The 16,840-nt window shown below is 71.5% G+C and carries 14 protein-coding genes; 3 read left to right on the top strand and 11 right to left on the bottom strand.

Features of this window, described 5'->3' with window-relative positions; all coding sequences use genetic code 11:
* Positions 1–95: 95 nt before the first annotated feature.
* Together AC0IY0_RS16020 and AC0IY0_RS16025 are read left to right on the top strand one after the other, a co-directional pair.
* A complete protein-coding gene (locus AC0IY0_RS16020; RefSeq protein WP_471764563.1) occupies positions 96–2,330 on the top strand; it encodes a TonB-dependent siderophore receptor in 2,235 nt (744 codons plus the stop codon).
* Positions 2,330–3,544: an acetyltransferase domain-containing protein gene (locus tag AC0IY0_RS16025; RefSeq protein WP_471764565.1), complete on the top strand. Its 1,215-nt coding sequence runs from the start codon at positions 2,330–2,332 to the stop codon at positions 3,542–3,544. Before AC0IY0_RS16020 ends, AC0IY0_RS16025 begins: the two co-directional genes overlap by 1 nt.
* A 46-nt stretch (positions 3,545–3,590) precedes the next feature.
* Here the strand turns inward: AC0IY0_RS16025 and AC0IY0_RS16030 are convergent, their stop codons facing one another.
* The 11 genes from AC0IY0_RS16030 to AC0IY0_RS16080 all read right to left on the bottom strand — a co-directional run bounded on the left by AC0IY0_RS16030 (position 3,591) and on the right by AC0IY0_RS16080 (position 15,766).
* Positions 3,591–4,997 (bottom strand): amidase, encoded by a 1,407-nt coding sequence (locus tag AC0IY0_RS16030; protein WP_471764567.1) that lies wholly within the window; start codon positions 4,995–4,997, stop codon positions 3,591–3,593.
* Positions 4,990–5,913, bottom strand: a complete 924-nt coding sequence (locus AC0IY0_RS16035; protein ID WP_471764569.1) for a DUF1028 domain-containing protein — start codon at positions 5,911–5,913, stop codon at positions 4,990–4,992. Before AC0IY0_RS16035 ends, AC0IY0_RS16030 begins: the two co-directional genes overlap by 8 nt.
* A 3-nt stretch (positions 5,914–5,916) precedes the next feature.
* The gene (locus AC0IY0_RS16040) at positions 5,917–6,648 is read right to left on the bottom strand and encodes an ABC transporter ATP-binding protein (RefSeq protein ID WP_147939857.1); all 732 of its coding nucleotides are present in this window, start codon (positions 6,646–6,648) and stop codon (positions 5,917–5,919) included.
* Entirely contained in the window at positions 6,641–8,440 is a 1,800-nt protein-coding gene (locus AC0IY0_RS16045; protein ID WP_471764571.1) for a branched-chain amino acid ABC transporter ATP-binding protein/permease, read from the bottom strand. Before AC0IY0_RS16045 ends, AC0IY0_RS16040 begins: the two co-directional genes overlap by 8 nt.
* Positions 8,433–9,266: a branched-chain amino acid ABC transporter permease gene (locus tag AC0IY0_RS16050; RefSeq protein WP_471764573.1), complete on the bottom strand. Its 834-nt coding sequence runs from the start codon at positions 9,264–9,266 to the stop codon at positions 8,433–8,435. The genes AC0IY0_RS16045 and AC0IY0_RS16050 overlap by 8 nt, the downstream gene beginning before the upstream one ends.
* A gap of 105 nt (positions 9,267–9,371) precedes the next feature.
* Complete coding sequence (locus AC0IY0_RS16055) at positions 9,372–10,529, bottom strand: substrate-binding protein (RefSeq protein ID WP_461230017.1); 1,158 nt, start codon at positions 10,527–10,529, stop codon at positions 9,372–9,374.
* 36 nt (positions 10,530–10,565) lie between these two features.
* Complete coding sequence (locus AC0IY0_RS16060) at positions 10,566–11,411, bottom strand: nitrilase family protein (protein ID WP_471764575.1); 846 nt, start codon at positions 11,409–11,411, stop codon at positions 10,566–10,568.
* 171 nt (positions 11,412–11,582) lie between these two features.
* Entirely contained in the window at positions 11,583–12,209 is a 627-nt protein-coding gene (locus AC0IY0_RS16065) for an ANTAR domain-containing response regulator (protein WP_147909883.1), read from the bottom strand.
* A complete protein-coding gene (locus AC0IY0_RS16070; RefSeq protein ID WP_147939860.1) occupies positions 12,206–13,360 on the bottom strand; it encodes a transporter substrate-binding domain-containing protein in 1,155 nt (384 codons plus the stop codon). The genes AC0IY0_RS16065 and AC0IY0_RS16070 overlap by 4 nt, the downstream gene beginning before the upstream one ends.
* 321 nt (positions 13,361–13,681) lie before the next feature.
* Complete coding sequence (locus AC0IY0_RS16075; RefSeq protein WP_147910915.1) at positions 13,682–14,374, bottom strand: GntR family transcriptional regulator; 693 nt, start codon at positions 14,372–14,374, stop codon at positions 13,682–13,684.
* Positions 14,375–14,845: 471 nt separating this feature from the next.
* The gene (locus tag AC0IY0_RS16080; RefSeq protein ID WP_147910916.1) at positions 14,846–15,766 is read right to left on the bottom strand and encodes a LysR family transcriptional regulator; all 921 of its coding nucleotides are present in this window, start codon (positions 15,764–15,766) and stop codon (positions 14,846–14,848) included.
* Between the two features lie 126 nt (positions 15,767–15,892).
* On the opposite strand from AC0IY0_RS16080, the gene AC0IY0_RS16085 reads away from it, so the two are divergent.
* Positions 15,893–16,819 carry a ring-cleaving dioxygenase gene (locus AC0IY0_RS16085; protein ID WP_147910917.1) on the top strand — a complete coding sequence of 309 codons (927 nt, stop codon included), beginning with the start codon at positions 15,893–15,895 and terminating at the stop codon, positions 16,817–16,819.
* Positions 16,820–16,840 lie beyond the last annotated feature (21 nt).

Consider the following 16,840-nt stretch of genomic DNA (forward strand, 5'->3'; position numbering starts at 1 on the left):
GCCCCGGCGGAACGCAGGGACGGCGCGGCCCCGTGGGCCCGTCGCCCGCACGCGCTCACGCTGAAGCCTCCGGCTCGACAACCATGAGTGTGCCGGTGCCAGTCCGCCCGAAGCCGACCACGACCCATCCCTCCGCGAAAGCCCGGGGCCCGCGGAGCCGTTCCCGGTCTCCCTTCCGCCGCCAGAGCCCGCGTGTCGCCCTCGCGGCGATCCTGACGGCGGGCTCGCCGGCCGGCGAGACGCGGGCGCAGGAGAGCATCGCCCTGGAGGAGGTCTCGGTCGAGCATGTCGGCGGCAGCCCAGCCCCCGGTACGACGGCCGCGTCGGACAGCATCGGCCTGATCGGGCCGACGCCGGGCTACGGTGCGACCCGGGCCGTCAGCGCGACCCGGACCCCGACCCGGCAGATCGACGTGCCGCAGGTGGTCACCGTCGCCCCCCGGGAGGTGATCAGCGACCTCGCCGCCACCCGCGTCGATCGCGTGTTCAACTACCTCCCCGGCGTCGCGCAGCAGAACAATTTCGGCGGCCTGAGCCTGTTCAGCTACGCCATCCGCGGGGTGACGACCTCGGAGATCTACAAGAACGGTTTCCCGCTCAATCGCGGCACGCCCCCGCCGCCCGATGCCCAGAACATCGAGCGGATCGAGGTGCTGAAGGGCCCCGGCGCCGGACTGGTCGGGCGCAGCGATCCGGGCGGGCTGGTGAACCTCATCACCAAGCAGCCCACCGCCCAGCGCTTCGTCGAGATGGGCACCCAGATCGATTCGTTCGGGCTGACGCGCGGGACGGTCGATGCCGGCGGCGCGCTCAACGAGGATGGCACGGTCCTGTACCGGTTCAACCTCGCGGCCCAGGGCGCCGGCAGCTTCCGGGACTTCGTCAACAGCGACCGGCTGCTCGTGGCGCCGGTGATCAGCTGGCAGGTGACGCCGGATACCCGCGTCACGGTCGAGACCGAGTTCGTCAAGAACCGCATCGTGTTCGACCGCGGGGTGATCGCGATCAACAAGCAGCTCGGCTTCCTGCCGATCTCACGCTTCCTGGGGGAGCCGGGCCAGAGCACCTATCAGACCAACAACACCCTGCAGGTGCGCGTCGATCATCGCTTCGACGACGCCTGGCAGATGCGGCTCGCGACCTACCTCAACACGGGCGACTTGGCGGGCGAGTCGGCCGAGGTCCGTTCGCTCGCCGCCGACAACCGCACCGTGGCGCGCGACCGCAACGTGCGCGACTACCGCTGGGACGTGGCGATCGGGCAGGCCGAACTGCTCGGGCGCTTCGACACGGCCGGGATCGGCCACACGGTGCTGCTTGGGCTGGACCGCGAGAGCACCGACAGCCGGACGCAGTACTTCCGCTCGAATTTCCGCACGAGCCCCTTCGCGCTCGACATCTACGCGCCCGTCTACGGGCAGGCGCTGCCGCCGATCACCATCCCGCGCAACAACCTGGAGCGGGTCACCAACACCGGCCTGTACGCGCAGGACGAGATCGTCCTTACCCCGGAATGGCGGGCGCTCGTGGGGATGCGGGTGGACATCTTCGAGCAGTCCTTCCGGGAGCGGGCCCCGCGCAGCCAGGTCGATCAATCGCGCGTGGCGGCCTCGCCGCGGGCCGGCCTCGTCTACCGCCCGATCCCGGAATTCGCGCTCTACACCAATGTCGGCACGAGCTTCCGCCCGAATATCGGCCCCGACGCCGCGGCGGTGACGCGCGGCACGCCGCTCGCACCCGAGACCGGCCTCGGTTACGAAGTCGGCGTGAAGTCCGAGCTGTTCGACGGCAACCTCCTGCTGACGGCGGCCGCCTTCCGGGTCGAGCGCGAGAACGTGCTCACCCCCGATCCCAACAACAGCGGCTTCTCGATCGCGGCGGGCGCCGTGCGCAGCCAGGGGTTCGAGGTGACCGCGCAAGGTCAGTTGACCCCCGAACTGAAGGTGCTGGCCGGATACGTCTTCGCCGACGCGGTGGTGACGAAGGACAACGTGCTGCCGGTGGGCGCGCCGCTGATCAACGTGCCGCGCCACTCGGGCAGCCTGCTCGCGGTCTACGAACCGCAGGGCGGCGACTGGAAGGGCCTCGGCGTCGGCGGCGGCGTGCGCGGCGTCGGCGAGCGGGCAGGGGATGCCGCGGGCTCGGGCTTCGTCCTGCCGGCCTATATCGCGGTGGACGCCCTGGCCTATTACCGCTTCGACAACGTCCGCTTGGCCCTCAACGTCGAGAACATCTTCGACACGCAGTACTACGAGAGCTCGCTCAACGTGTTCCGCGTGTATCCGGGCTCGCCGCGGCGCTTCACCGGCTCGTTCACGGTTCGGTTCTGATGGCCCGCAGGGCCGAGGAGCCCGCCGCGCCGCCGGATCCCCTGCGCCCGGGGGATGCCGGCTGCCGCGCCCCATCCCCGCGTCGATCGCACCGCATCGGCTCGATCGACGCCCTGCGCGGCCTCGTGATGCTGCTGATGGTGGTCGATCACGTGCGCGAGTTCGTCTACCTGCACGCCCAGGTTCGCGACCCGATGGATCTCGGCGTGACCCCGGCCGGCCTCGCCTGGACGCGGATCGCCTCGCATCTCTGTGCCCCGGTCTTCATCCTGCTCACCGGCCTGTCGGCGAGCCTGTACGGCCGGACGCATGGCGGGCGGTCGGCGACCGCCGCCTTCCTGCTGAAGCGCGGCCTGCTCCTGATCGTGCTGGAAGTGACCCTCGTCAGCTTCGCCTGGACCGCCAGCCTGCCGCCGCCCATCCTGTACCTGCAGGTGATCTGGGCGATCGGCATCGGCATGATCGCCCTCGCGGGCCTGCTCTGGCTCCCGCCGGTGGCGCTGCTGGGCGTCGCGCTGGCGATCATGCTCGGGCACAACGCCCTCGACGGGATCGCCGTCGCGTCGGACCAGGCGGGCTACGCCCTGTGGTCGATCCTGCACCAGCGCGGGCTGATCCCCCTGCCATGGGGCGCGGCCCGGACCTCGTACCCGGTCCTGCCCTGGATCGGGGTCATCGCGGCCGGCTACGCGCTGGGACCGTGGTTTTGCGGCGCCGTGCCGGCGAAGGACCGGCAGCGCCGGCTGGTTGTTCTCGGCGGGGTCGCGCTCGCGGCCTTCGTCGTCCTGCGCGGCCTGAACGGTTACGGGGATCCCGTACCCTGGCAGTCCCGCGCGACGATGGTCGACACCGTTCTGGCCTTCCTCAACCTGACCAAGTATCCGCCCTCCGCCGACTTCCTCCTGGCCACGCTCGGCCTCGGGCTCGTTCTGCTGGCGCTGTTCGAGGGCCTCCCGGCGGCGATGTCGGGTTGGCTGCAGGTCTTCGGCGGTGCGCCGCTGTTCTTCTATCTGCTGCACCTGCTGCTGTTGCGCGCCCTGCAGACCGCCGCGGCCGCGCTCGGTCTCGTCGCGTCCTCGGGGCGGATCGAGGTCGGCTCCCCCGCGCTGATCTGGCTGATGGCCGCCGCGCTCTCGCTGCCCCTCTACGCGGCCTGTCACGGGATGATCGGGCTCAAGCGCCGCGCGTCCTGGCCCGGCCTGCGTTACCTGTGACGAGGCACAAGGAACGCGGGCCCGCCGCAGCGTCGCCGCCTTGCGGTCACGGCTCCCCCCCGACGTGCGGGACACGATGCCACCAACCGTGCGCTTGCTCGTATCGGTGCGCGAACCGGAGAAGCATCCCCTCGGCGAAGGGCCGGGCGGCGATTTGCAGGCCGATCGGCAGGCCGCGCCGGTCGAAGCCGCAGGGCAGCGCGATGGCGGGCAGCCCCGTCAGATTGAACGGGTAGGTGAGGCGCCAGGACGCCGCCAGCACGCTCTCCTGCCGACCCGCGAGCGCCACGGTCGCCTCGTCGGTCCGCCACGCGGTCAGCGGCGAGGCCGGGGTGACGATCACGTCCGCGTCGTCCAGCGTTGCGGCCATCTCGGCCATGATCAGCCCCCGGGCCTGCTCGGCCCGCAGGTAGTCCGGACCGGTCACGAACCGGCCCATCTCGACGAGGTCGCGGACGTCGTCGGCGAAGCCCGCCACGTGGCCCTGCGCGAGGCTGCGGTCGTGATAGGCCGTGGAGGACGCCAGCTCGATGGCGTAGATGGCGCCGAGCCCGTAACGCAGGGCGGGCACCGTGACGTCCCGGACCGTGCAGCCCTGCCCGGCGAAGAAGCGGATCGCCTCCTCGACCGCCGCGGCGACGTCCTCATCGACCGCCTCGAAGAAATGGTTGCGGATCACCGCCACCCGCAATCCGCCGACCGGCTCGTCGAGCCCGGCCGTGTAATCCGGCACGGGCACGGAGGCGGCGGCCGGGTCGGCCGGATCGGGGCCCGCCAGGACCTGGAGCAGGAGCGCCGCGTCGGCCACCGTCAGGGTGAGCGGCCCGGCATGGTCGAGGGACCAGGAATGCGGGACGATCCCCGAGCGGCCGATCCGTCCATAGGTCGGCTTGAGGCCCACGACGCCGCAGAGGGCCGCCGGGATCCGGATCGAGCCGCCGGTATCCGAGCCGAGCGCCGCCGGACACAGCCGGGCTGCCACCGCCGCCCCCGATCCGCCGCTGGATCCGCCGGGCACCCGCGCGAGGTCCCAGGGGTTGCGCGTCGGCGGCGTGACCATGCCCCAGGCGAATTCGTGCATGCGCAGCTTCCCGAGGATCACGGCGCCGGCCGCCCGCAGCCTCGCGACGCAATGGCTGTCCTCCCGCGGGAAGGTCAGGGCGTCGACCGAGGTGCCAGCCCGGGTCGGCAGGTCGGCGGTCGTGTAATTGTCCTTGATGCCGATCGGGATGCCGTGGAGCGGCCCGCGCGGCCCCGTCCGGGCGATCTCCTCGTCCGCCGCGCGCGCCGCGTCGAGGGCGGCCGAGGACAGGCACACGAAGCTCTGGAGGTCGCCGTCGAGGCGCCCGATCCGGTCGAGGTAAGCGCCGACGAGCGCGACGCTCGAGAGCTCCCGCGCCGCGATCCGCCGGGCGAGCTCCGTGATCGGCAGGGACCAGATGGCGTCAGTCATGGGGCACCCGGCGATAGGGGAGGCTCGGGTCGAAGACGACCGGGGGATGGACCGCCGCGAGGTCGAGGTCGCGCAGGGTCCGGATCTCGGCCAGGACCGGCGCGAACTGCGCATGCAGGTGCGCGACCCGTGCGGCCGCCTCCGGGGGCAGGCCGACGATGTCGTGCAGCGGGTCCAGCGCGCCCGCGGCCGCCGCACCGGGCCGCTCGCCGGGAGACCGAAGGAGCATCGCGGCGACATCCTCCGGCAACGCGCCGGCCGGCCCCTCCCGCCGCGGCATCCCGGCCACGAAGGGCACGAGCTGCCGCCGGGCCACGGCGAGGACGCGGCGCAGCTCGGCCACGGGGGCGGCATGCTCGTCGACGCGCAGGTCGAGGCACGGATAATCCTCGCGGGCGACGATCTTGAGCGCCGCCGATTGCTTGCCGCGCCGATCGCCGCCCGCGTCCTCGCCGGCTTCGAGGACGCGCATCAGCCGTTCGTCGAGGTCGCAGGCGGCGCTGCCCGCGAAGGCCTCGGCCATGGCGTCGATCACGCCGGGGGCGGCCAGCATGTTGCCCTGCACGGCGTATCCGGCTCCGGTGCGGTGCCCGGCCTGCGCCGTGCAGCCGGCACCGGTCCAGGCGGCGGCCGCGCCGCCCGCATCCACCAGCCCGATCTGGCGCAGGTCCGGCCTGTCGTCGGTCTCGAGCGCGGACGCGAGGGCCGCGTCCGATCGCTGCCCCCCGGCGAGCCCGTCGAGGATGCGCAGGGCGAGGTAGGGGTTCACCCAGGATTGGGTGGTGACGGCCCCGATCCCCGCCCGGATGTACGGGCAGAGGCCGCCCACGGCCGGCACGGCGCTCGCCACCGCGACGCCGAGCTGCCCGGTCCGGGGACACCGGGCGGCGATGGAGAAGGTGTTGAGTTCCATCATGCCTCACACCGCGAGGTGGTCGATGACGCGGGCCTGCGCATCCGGGCCCTTGGCCGAGCCGCTGTCGACGATCTCGCCGAGCTTGAGCACGGCGTAGCGGTCGGCGAGGCCCAGCGCGAAGGCGACGTGCTGCTCCACCACCAGCATGGACAGGCCCGAGGCCCGCTCCGCCAGGAGCACGGCGCGCAGGCGCTCGACCATCGAGGGCTGCACGCCCTCGGAGATCTCGTCGATCAGGAGCAGGCGCGGGCGCAGCATCAGGGCGCGGCCGAGGATCAGCATCTTCTGCTCGCCCCCGGAGAGCGTGCCGGCGCGCTGGGCGAGCCGGTCCTTCAGGAACGGGAAATGGCCGAACAGGCGCTCCAGCGCCTCCGGCAGGTGCCGGTCGGACGGCACCGCGAGGCGCAGGTTGTCGCGGATCGACAGGTCCTGGAACAGCGGCTGCTCCTGGGGGGCGTAGCCGACGCCGAGCGCCACGAGCTTGGCGGGGGACAGCCCGGAGAGCCCCTGTCCGGCGATGGTGATCCTGCCCCCGCGCAGGGCCACCATCCCGAGGATGGTCTTCAGCAGCGTGGTCTTGCCCATGCCGTTCTTGCCGAGGAGGGCGACGATCTCGCCCGCTCCCACCGCCAGGGACACGCCCTTCACGATCGAGACGGCGCCGTAGCCGCTCGCTACGGCATCGAGGTCGAGGGCGGCCCCCGACGGCGCGGTGCGTTGCGCGGCCTCAACCATGGGCGCCTCCCGAATAGATGGTGCGGACCAGCTCGGAGCCGACGACCGCGTCCACGGTGCCGTCGAGAACCAGGCGGCCCTGGTGCAGCACCACGATCCGGGACGAGATCTCCCGCACGAAGTCGAGGTCGTGCTCGACCAGGACGGCGGCGATCCGGCGCCCGGCGGTCAGCGCCTTGAGGACGGTCCCGATGGTAGTGCGCTCCGCCTTGGTCAGGCCGGCGGTGGGCTCGTCGAGCAGGATCAGCCGTGGCTCCAGCGCCACCACCATGGCGAGTTCCAGGGCCTGCTTCTGGCCATGGGACAGGAGGCGCGCGGGCTGCGTCAGCAGGCGGTCGAGGCCGGTCATCCGCAGCACGTCGAGGGCCGCCTGCGGCAGGCCCAGCGTCGGAGCCCGGCCGACCGGGTTCAGCCCGTCGTGAGGGGCCCGCGCGAGCCGTAGGCAATCGGCCACCGACAGGCTCTCGAAGACGCTCGCCACCTGGAACTTGCGGCCGACCCCGAGCCCGACGATCCGGTTCGGCGTCAGGCCGGAAATCGCCGTGCCGCCGATGGCGATGGCGCCGGTGAACGGCTCGGTGCCGTCGCTGAGGCAGCGCATCAGCGTGGTCTTGCCGGCGCCGTTGGGGCCCACGAGGCTGACGAGCTCGCCCGCCCGGATCTCCAGGTCGATGCCTTCGAGCACGGTCAGGCTGCCATAGGCTTTGGCCAGGCCTTCCACCTTGAGGATCGGCGCATCCGTCGCGGTCGCGGCGGCGGTGGCGTCCCGCGCCACCAGGGCGGGGGCGGCGGGCTCCGTCCGGCCGAGCGGCAGCGCCCGCCACAGCCGGCCGGCGAGGTCGGCGAGCCCGCCCGGCAGCAGGATGATGATCGCCACGAAGGCCGTCCCCAGCAGGAGCTGCCAGAGGAAGGGCAGGTCGCCGGAGAGGTTCGCCGCGAGGTAGTCGATGGCGATCGTGCCCAGCACCGGGCCGAGCAGCGTGCCGCGGCCGCCGAGCGCCACCCAGATCACCAGTTCGGTGCCGAACAGGAAGCCGGCATTCTCGGGGGCGACCACGCCGGACGCGTTGGCGAACAGGAACCCCGCGAGCCCGGCCACGGCGGCCAGCGCCGCGGTCAGGAGGATCTGCAGGCGCCGGGGGTTGAGGCCGAGATAGGCGCAGCGCGCCTCGTTGTCGCGCAACGCCACGAGGGCGCGCCCGGCATCCGACCGCACCAGGATCCAGGCCGCCAGCGTGACGGCGATCAGGAACAGGGCCGCGAGGCGGAAATAGTCCTCGATCTCGAAGGGCAGCACGTCGAACCCGACGAGGCCGCTGCTGGAGCCGGTCCACTCGCCGCCCGAGTAGATGAGCTGCGTCACGACGATCGGGACGACCAGCGAGATCACCGAGGCGTAGAGCGGCGTCGAGCGGTGATAGAAGGACAGCCACCCGACCGCGAGGCCGAGCAGGGCCGGCGCCGCGACCGCGGTGGCGATGCCGGCGGCAATCCCGAGCGGGGTCGCCCCGTAGGCGCCCAGGATCATGGCGGCGGCGTAGGCGCCGACGCCGAAGAAGGCGGCCTGGCCGAAGGTCAGGATGCCGGCAAAGCCCCAGAGCAGGTCCACCGTGACGGCGAGCACCGCGTAGATCATCGAGCGGGTCAGCACGTTGACCGCGAAGGTGTCGAGGAACGCCGGCGCGATCCAGAGGGCCGAGGCCGCCACCGCCGCGACCACGAGGGGCGCCGTCCGGGCGAGGCGTCGACCGGAGAGGGCGGCGCGCTCCGTGGCGGGGATCGTCTCAAGCACGGGAGAAACCTTTCGGGCTGACGCGCAGGACGAGGGCCGCGAGCACCGCCACGGCGATGCTGCCCAGGATCGGGCTGACGAAGGTGCTGATCAGGACCTGCGCGGCTCCGAAGACGAGGCAGGCCGCCGCGAGCGCCAGGAAGGACGCGTCGGCGACCATCACCAGCATGAAGGCGCCGATCAGCCAGCTCACCCCCATGTTGGGATCGACGCTGGTCAGCGGAGTCAGGAGGACGCCCGCCAGCGCCGCGAGGCCCGCGCCGATCATGAACACCACCAGGCGCACCCGCCCGGTATCGATGCCGAGGCTGCGGGCCAGGGTCTCGTTCATGATCACGGCCCGGGCCGACAGGCCGAGCCGCGTCCGCTCGATGGTGAGGGCGAACAGGATCCCGATCACGAGGGCGATGCCGAGGGCCACGAGCCGGTAGGCCGAATAATCGACGCCGAGGAATGCGACGGTGCCCGAGAACAGGTTCGGGGTGAGCTGGACGTCGCGGCCGAAGGCCAGGGTGATGAGCTGGCCGAGCACGATCCCGAGCCCCCAGGTGGCGAGGATCGCGTCCAGCGGCCTGCGGTAGAGGGGGCGGATGATGAAGTGCTCCGCCAGGCCGCCGAGGCCCGCGCCGACCACGAAGGCCAGCGGCAGCGCCGCCCAGGGATTGAGCCCGAGCCTGGCCGTCACCACGGCGCAGTAGGCGCCGATCGTCAGCCACGCCCCGTGGGCGAAATTGATGATCTTGAGGACGCCGAAGATCGCGAGGAGGCCGATCGAGACCACGAACAGGATCGCCGCGGTGGTCAGGATGTCGAGGATGAGCAGCATCGCAGCTTCCGGATGGGCCGGCGTCTTCGCGCGGCGTAAGCGGATCGGCCCGACGGCCGATCCCGGACGCTCCCTCCCCCGGGAGGGAGGGAGAGGCGCATCACGTCACGGCAGCTTCGGGCACTGCTCGCCGGGATCGACATCCTTGAAGGTGCCCGCGACCTTGACCGATCCGTCCGCCTGGATCTGGCCGAGATACATGGTCAGGGGCGCGTGGTGCTGCTTGCTCATGCGGATCGTGCCCCGCGGCCCGGTCACGCTCACGGTGGGCAGGGCCTCGAGCACCTTCGCGGTCTCGGTCCCCCCCGCCTTCTCGACGGCGGCCTTGTAGAGGTAGATCGCCTCGTATTCCGGCACCGAGAGATCGTTGGGCGTCCGCAGCTCGGCGCCGAACTTCTTCTTCATGGCGGCCAGGAAGGTCTTGTTCTCCGGGCTGTCGATCCCGGTCACGTAGGAGGCCGACAGGTAGACGCCCTCGGCGTCGGCGCCCATGCTCTTGGCGGTGCCCTCGTCCAGCGCGAGGTTGGCGAAGGGCAGCGACACGCCGGCGCCGCGCAGCTGCTTGGTGAGCGTGACGTTCGGCGCGCCGCCGGCGGTCGAGGTGACCAGCGCGTCGGGCTTGGCCTCCTTCAGCTTGGAGATGATCGCGGTCCAGTCGCTGCCGTCCATCGGCAGGTATTCCTCGCCCACCACCTTGCCGCCGGTCTTCTCGGCGTAGGTCTTGGCGAAGCCGAGCATGCCGCGCCCGAACGCGTAGTCGCTGCCGATGAGGAAGTAGGTCTTGGCGCCCTTGGCCTTGAAGGCGTCGATCACCGGCGGCACCTGCTGCTCCGGCACCCAGGCATCCACGAACATGTTCTTGTTGCAGGAATGCCCCTCGTAGAACGAGGTGTAGATGTACGGCACGCGGCCCTTGGTGACGGCGGGCAGGCCGGCGTTGCGGGCCGCGCTCGTCTCCATGGAAATCAGGACGTCGACCTTCTTCTGGTAGATCAGGCCGTCGAAGGCCTTCTGGGCGCCGGCCGCGCCGGAGGCGTCGTCGGCCACCTCCAGGACGAGCTTCCGGCCGAGCACGCCGCCGCCCGCATTGATTTCTTCGACCGCGAGTTCGGCCGACTGCACCACCGAGGGAGCGACGACGCTGTTGGCCCCCGACAGACCGATCGGCACGCCGATGACGATGGGCTTTTCGTCGGCGGCCTGTGCAGCCGAGGCCGCGAGCACGAGCGCAGCGGCCGTGCCGATGAGAAAACGTGTCACCATGAATGGGCTCCTGGGAAAGACGCGGTGGCGGCGGGGTCAGCCGTAGATGTCGGTGCGGCGGTCACGCAGGAGGGAATTGAATGCGTTCAAATCCTTGCGGCCGGCTTCGTCGAGATCGACCACGGCCGAGAGGGTCTCGGTCCGGTCGCGGCTCGCCGGGCCGGCCAGCGGCCAGCCCTTGGGGCCGATGATCAGGCTCTGCCCCTCGAAGGGCTGGCCGCGCTCGATGCCGACCCGGTCGGCGCAGGCGATGAAGACGCCGTTCGCGTGGGCGGCGGCCCGGTGCAGGGTGTTGGCCATGGCGGCCTCGCCCGCGGGCTGGTCGGGCATCGGCACCCAGTTGGTCGGGATGCAGACGATCTCGGCGCCCGCGAGGGCGAGCTGCCGGAAGGTTTCGGGGAACCAGCCGTCGTAGCAGATCGCGACCCCGATCTTGCCGAGCGCCGTGTCGAAGACCGGGAAACCGAGGTCGCCCTTGGCGAAGAACACGTTCTCCTGGTCCCAGAGATGCGCCTTCCGGTAGGTGCCGATATAGCCCTGCGGCCCGACGATCACGGCGGCGTTGTAGAGGACGCCGTCCCCGCGCTCGGCGATGCCGGCCACGATGTGGACGCCGAGTTCCGCCGCGAGCGCCGCCCAGGCCCGGGCCGTCGGCCCGTCCGGCACCGGCTCGGCGAGGGCGGCCGCCTCCGCGTCGGATTCGAACACGTAGCCGGTGCTGGCGAGCTCGGGCAGGACGATCAGCCGGCTGCCCTCCGCCACGGCGGCGCGGATGAGATCGGACGCCTGCGCGATATTGGCCGCGACGGCACCGAATTGCGGTTCGAACTGGATGCAGGACACCCGTAACGGCGGGCGTGCGGGATCGTTCGCTTGGATCATGATGGCTCCAAAACGCAAAAAGCCCCTGGGCGCGGACGTCATCCGCGGACCAGAGGCTCCAAAGCCGAGATGTCATGCAGCAATGCTGCTGCGGGGCAACCTTGCCCGATAAGACTACGATACGCGCCTGAAGACGGGTCGCAAGGTGATATTTGCGGCAGGTTGCTGCATTCAGGTCTTTTCCGCCAACGCGATGCGCAAGCCGAGGCCGCTCATCGCCTCGTGGGCCGAGACGACGCTCTCGGCCACGCTCGCCATCGGCACGCGGGACGCGGTGGCACGGTCCCGAAGCATCTTGTAGGCGGCCTCCTCGTCGATCCGGTTGAGCTCCACGAGCAGCCGGACCGCCTTCTCGACGGTGCGGCGGCCCTTCATGGTCTCCTCCAGCCGGTTGATCTTGCTGATCAACCGGCCCTCGTAGCCGCGCCGATAGCGGGCCAGGGCAAACTGGGTCAGCACCCCGCGCGGGTGCAGCGGCTTGTTCAGCACCCCGTGCGCGTTGACGTCGGCGATCGCCTTCAGCGACGTCGGGCTCTCGTAGGCCACGATGGCGATGACGGCGGGCTCGATCTCCTCGATCGACGGCAGGAGGTGCATCACCTGCGCGTCGTCGAGCTGGATGAACAGCGTGTCGATGTCCGGCGGTAAGGCCGCCGGCGGCGGCCAGGCGAGGGAGACCGCGCAGCCGAGGCGCCGGAGTTGCTCCAGAAGCGCGGCGCCCTCCTCGTCGCTGGGATGGATGACCAGGGCTCTCGCCCGCCTCAGGTCGTCCAGGATCCGGCGGGCGGGCGCCGTCACGCGGCCATCCCCTCGTCCAGGCAGTTCGTCTCGAACCGGGACCAGGCGAGGTACGGATCGGGCCGCACCGGTCGGCGCGCCCGCCAGACGACGTCGAACTGCCCGTCGGCGCGGGCGACGCCGATGCCGGGGGTGAGCCAGACGTGCCGCGTCTCGCCATCGAAGGCGAGTTCGCCTTCCGGTGCCGCGAGGCGCTGCCGCAGAGCCGCGGCGCCGAGGCGCTCGGCATCGAGGGTGCCGGCCTCCGCCAGGGCGCGGGCGAAGAGATGCACCTGCGCGTAGGCGGTCTCAGACCACATGCTGGTCGGGCGCTCAGACCCGAACCGGGTCTGGAAGGCGGTGACGAAGCGCCGGTTCTCCTCGCCCACGAGGGCCGCGAAATACGAGGCCGCCAGGACGTGGCTGCTGCACAGGTCCGGGCCGATCGCCCGGATCTGGCCCTCCGCCAGGGTCAGGCTGGCGATCGGGCAGCGCCGCCGGTCGATCCCCGATGCGGCGTAGGCCCGGTAGAGCCGCTCGGCGCCGCGCCCGACCACGGTCGAGAACACCGCGTCCGGCGCCGCGTGGCGGATCTCGGCGATCATGTCGACATGGGCCGCATCGTCGGCGTCGAGGGGGGCGTAGAGTTCGCCGACGATGGTCCCGCCCTTGGTCTCGACCAGATCGCGCATCACCCGGTTCGACTCGCGCGGGTAGATGTAGTCGGACCCGATCAGGAAGATCCGGGGGCCATGCTCCTGGAGGAGGTAGTCTGCCAACGCGAAGACGTTCTGGTTGAGGGTCGCGCCCGTGTAGATGATGTTCTCCGAATACTCGAAGCCCTCGTAGATCGACGGGTACCAGAGCAGGCCGTTGTGCCGCTCGACGGTGGACAGGACCGACTTGCGGCTGGCCGAGAGCGAGCATCCGAAGATCACCTCGGCCCCGTCCTCGGCGAGCATCCGTCGGGCATAGGACCGATACGCATCGTTGTCGCCGGCCGGATCGTAGCAGATCGGTTCGATCGGCCGCCCGAGCACGCCGCCGGCCGTGTTGATCTCCTCGATCGCCAGGGCCGTGCCGAGGAAGTGCTCGGTCTCGGTGATGCCGCTAACCCCGCTGCGTGAGAACAGGACGCCGACCCGCCATGTCGCTTCGTCCTTGCCTGCCATGGCATCCCCACCCGTGCTGAAGGCCGCCCGCCGGGCGACCGCGCGCGCCCCGTCCTAACGCAGTCGCGACAGCCTTGGAAACCAAGGCGCCGGGGCGACAGGTGCGCGGGGGGCGGGACCGGGAGGCGGGATATGGCGCTCCTGCACGGCCGAAGCCATCCCGTGCAGGAGCGCGGCCCCATCGGCCACGCTATCCGTGGTGGGGCAGCCGACCGCGAACCGATTTTACCGTGCGACCACCGCGTGGGGGCGATCAGGGCATCCCGGCCAGCAGGGTGCGGGCGCTGGTCGGCCCGCCACCGGGCGCTGCCATGGGGTCGTTCACGGCGTGAGCGCGCGCCGGTAGATGGCGATCAGGGATTGCGCGGCGAACTCGATGTGACGGCGCAGGTGGTCGGCCGCCCGGTCGAACCGGCCGGCCTCGCACAGGGCGAGGATTTCCCGGTGCTCCCGGTCGGCGCGGGCGACGTCGCCGGAGGCCGAGAGCTGCAGCCGGGTCGGGCGGTCGCAATCCTGCAGCAGGCTGGCCACGATGGTCAGCGAGCGCGGGCGACCGGCATGCCGCAGCAGGTCGAGATGGAAGCGCTGGTTCAGCTCGCCCCAGCGCAGGATCTCGCCGGCCTCCAGGGCGGTGCCGTATTCCTCGGTGAGGTCGCGCAGGCCCTGGAGGTCCTGCTCCGACAGGCGCGGCGCCGAGAGGGCCAGCAGTTCCGGCTCGAGCCGGACGCGCAGGGCGAAGATGTCCTCGACCTCCTCCACCGACAGGCCCGAGACCACGGCCCCGCGATGCGGCATGATCTTGATCAGGCCGGTGGCTTCGAGCTGCAGCAGCGCCTCGCGGATCGGGATCCGGCTGATCCCGAACTCCTCGGCGAGCGCGTCCTGGCGCAGCTGCGTGCCGGCCGGAAACTCGCCGGTCAGGATCCTCTGGCGCAGGGATTCCGCGACGGCCGCGGCCACGGTCTTGTGGCGCAGGCGGTCAGGCACGGAGCGAGAGGGCACCGCAGTCAGCATCGGGGCCTCGACCGGACGGAGCTCACGGGCACAAGCCGGGCGCGCGGTTGGCGCGGATGCCGGACGCGGGCGGGCGTGCGGCGCTGGGGATTCTCGATCGGTGTCCTCATCGGGCGACGCGGCCCTGCGCGACGGATGCCCTGACCCGCAGGACGGTTCCAACGTCGGTCGACACCGCATCCCTCCCATGACGCCCGGGGATCGGTCCGATCGACGCCGGAAGCAGACGCGCGTCGATCGATTCGGGTCCCGGCCATCCCTGGAAAGGTCGGGTCATCAAGAGTTTCGATCTCGTCAGATACAATCGTGCGAGTCAAGAAACTTTGTATAAAATCATTCAACGTGTAGCAGCCGTCGGGACATGGTCGGATTGCGGTTGTCCCGCGCTCTTGCCGGACCGGCATTCAACCACGTTAGAATTTCAGCCCCGCAGGCCTGCGATGGCCGGTCGTGCCGCCCATGGCGGCGGCCTTATCCCGGCGCCGGACCGGCCCAGGGCGCCTGGGCGAGCGTCTGGCCCAGATAGCCCAGCAGCGCGGTGATCCGGGCCGGCCGCGGGTCGCCGGGGGGCGTCACGAGGTGGAGCGCGATCGGGGGCGGAGACCAGCCTGGCAGGACCCGCTCGAGCCGCCCGGCCTCCAGGTCGTCCCAGATCATGAAGTCCGGCTGCAGGGCGAGGCCGAGCCCGGCCCGGAGCGCCGGGGCCAGCGCCTCGGCGTTGTTCGCCCGCAGCTGTCCGCCGGGCACGATCACGGCCTCCGCGCCGGCCGCGTCGATGAAGCGCCAGCGGTCGGGGGTCGGCAGGTAGGCGTAGCCCAGGCAGGCGTGGCGGGCGAGGTCGTCCGGATGTCCGGGCCGCCCGTGCCGGTCGAGATACGCCGGCGTCGCCACCAGCGAGCGCCGGATCGCGCAGAGCCGCCGGGCCCGTAGGGAGGAATCCGGCAGCGCCGCGATCCGAAGGCCGATATCGAAGCCGCCGCCGACGAGATCCACCACCGCGTCCGACAGGTGCAGGTCCACCGAGACCGCCGGGTGCTGCCGCAGGAAATCCGGCAACAGCGGCGCCACGTGCATCACCCCGAAGGTCATCGGGGCCGCGAGGCGGACCAGGCCGCGCGGCTCCGCGGCGCCCGCCACGGCCTGCGCCTCCGCGGCCTCGCCCTCCGCCAGGATCCGGGCGGCGCCGGCCTTGGCGGCGTGGCCGGCCTCCGTCAGGGCGAGCTTGCGCGAGGTGCGGTTGAACAGCCGCGCGCCGATCCGGGCCTCCAGCCGGCCCACCGCCTTCGAGACGGTGCCCTTCGACAGGCCGAGGTCGTCCGCGGCCCGGCCGAACGAGCCCACCTCCACCACCTTGGCGAAGACCGCCCAAGCCTCGAAATCGGGGAGCCGCATGGGTCTCATTCCGGAAACAATGGGTTTCCAGCGTTTCTATTTTCGGATCCGATGGCAAGGGCCAGATTGCCGTCATCGACACACGTCCACCGCGCTTCTCGCGGCGGCCTCTCGGGAGACAGCGTCATGGTGCAGTCCGGCCTCCACCACGTCACGGCCTTCTCCGGCCCGGCAATGCGCAACCTCGACTTCCACACCCGCGTGCTCGGACAGCGGCTGGTGAAGAAGACCGTCAACTTCGACGATCCGGGCACCTACCACCTGTATTACGGCGACGCGTCCGGGCAGCCCGGCACGATCCTGACCTTCTTTCCGATCGCGCACGCGGCCCCCGGCCGGGTCGGGATCGGCGAGACCCAGGAGACCGCGTTCCGGGTGCCCCGGGGCTCGATCGGCTGGTGGACCCACCGGCTGATCGAGAAGGCCGTCGCCCACGAGCCGCTGGTCCAGGTGTTCGGTGCGCCGACCCTGCGCTTCCGGGATCCCGACGGGATGATGCTGGCGCTGGTGGGCGTCGACGGCGCGGAGGCGGAGCCCGCCTGGGCCTCGGCCGAGGTGCCGGCCGAGCACGCGATCCGCGGCCTGCACGGGGTGACGCTCCTCCTGGAGACGGCACAGGGAACGGCCGCGATCCTCACGGAGGTGCTGGGCCTGCGCGAGGAGGCCCGCGAGGGCAACCTGATCCGGTTCGCCGGCAGCGCGGCGCTCGGCGGCTTCGTGACCCTCCGGGCGGTGGGCGGCTTCCTGCCCGGCCGGCAGGGGGCGGGCTCGGTCCACCACATCGCGTTCCGGGCGGCCGACGACGCCGCGCAGGCCGCGATGGCCGAAAAACTCGCCGGGCTCGGCCTCCAGGTCACCGAGCAGCGGGACCGGCAGTACTTCCGGTCGGTCTACTTCCGCGAGCCCGGCGGCGTGCTGTTCGAGATCGCCACCGATGCCCCCGGCTTCGCCATCGACGAGCCGGCGGAATCCCTCGGCACCGCCCTGAAGCTGCCCGCCGGGCTGGAGCCGCACCGGGCCCAGATCGAGGCGGTGCTGCCGAAGGTCGCCTGACCGAAGCCTCCGCTCCGGACG

It is taken from the genome of Methylobacterium sp. AC315, from assembly GCF_979253755.1.

What these genes read in the sequence shown, in the direction of transcription:
- AC0IY0_RS16085 (WP_147910917.1), top strand. Translation starts at nt 15,893, where the DNA reads ATGGTGCAGTCCGGCCTCCACCACGTCACGGCCTTCTCCGGCCCGGCA.
- AC0IY0_RS16035 (WP_471764569.1), bottom strand. Translation starts at nt 5,913, where the DNA reads ATGATGGAACTCAACACCTTCTCCATCGCCGCCCGGTGTCCCCGGACC.
- AC0IY0_RS16025 (WP_471764565.1), top strand. Translation starts at nt 2,330, where the DNA reads ATGGCCCGCAGGGCCGAGGAGCCCGCCGCGCCGCCGGATCCCCTGCGC.
- AC0IY0_RS16050 (WP_471764573.1), bottom strand. Translation starts at nt 9,266, where the DNA reads ATGCTGCTCATCCTCGACATCCTGACCACCGCGGCGATCCTGTTCGTG.
- AC0IY0_RS16040 (WP_147939857.1), bottom strand. Translation starts at nt 6,648, where the DNA reads ATGGTTGAGGCCGCGCAACGCACCGCGCCGTCGGGGGCCGCCCTCGAC.
- AC0IY0_RS16070 (WP_147939860.1), bottom strand. Translation starts at nt 13,360, where the DNA reads ATGGCAGGCAAGGACGAAGCGACATGGCGGGTCGGCGTCCTGTTCTCA.
- AC0IY0_RS16080 (WP_147910916.1), bottom strand. Translation starts at nt 15,766, where the DNA reads ATGCGGCTCCCCGATTTCGAGGCTTGGGCGGTCTTCGCCAAGGTGGTG.
- AC0IY0_RS16030 (WP_471764567.1), bottom strand. Translation starts at nt 4,997, where the DNA reads ATGACTGACGCCATCTGGTCCCTGCCGATCACGGAGCTCGCCCGGCGG.
- AC0IY0_RS16060 (WP_471764575.1), bottom strand. Translation starts at nt 11,411, where the DNA reads ATGATCCAAGCGAACGATCCCGCACGCCCGCCGTTACGGGTGTCCTGC.
- AC0IY0_RS16055 (WP_461230017.1), bottom strand. Translation starts at nt 10,529, where the DNA reads ATGGTGACACGTTTTCTCATCGGCACGGCCGCTGCGCTCGTGCTCGCG.
- AC0IY0_RS16075 (WP_147910915.1), bottom strand. Translation starts at nt 14,374, where the DNA reads ATGCTGACTGCGGTGCCCTCTCGCTCCGTGCCTGACCGCCTGCGCCAC.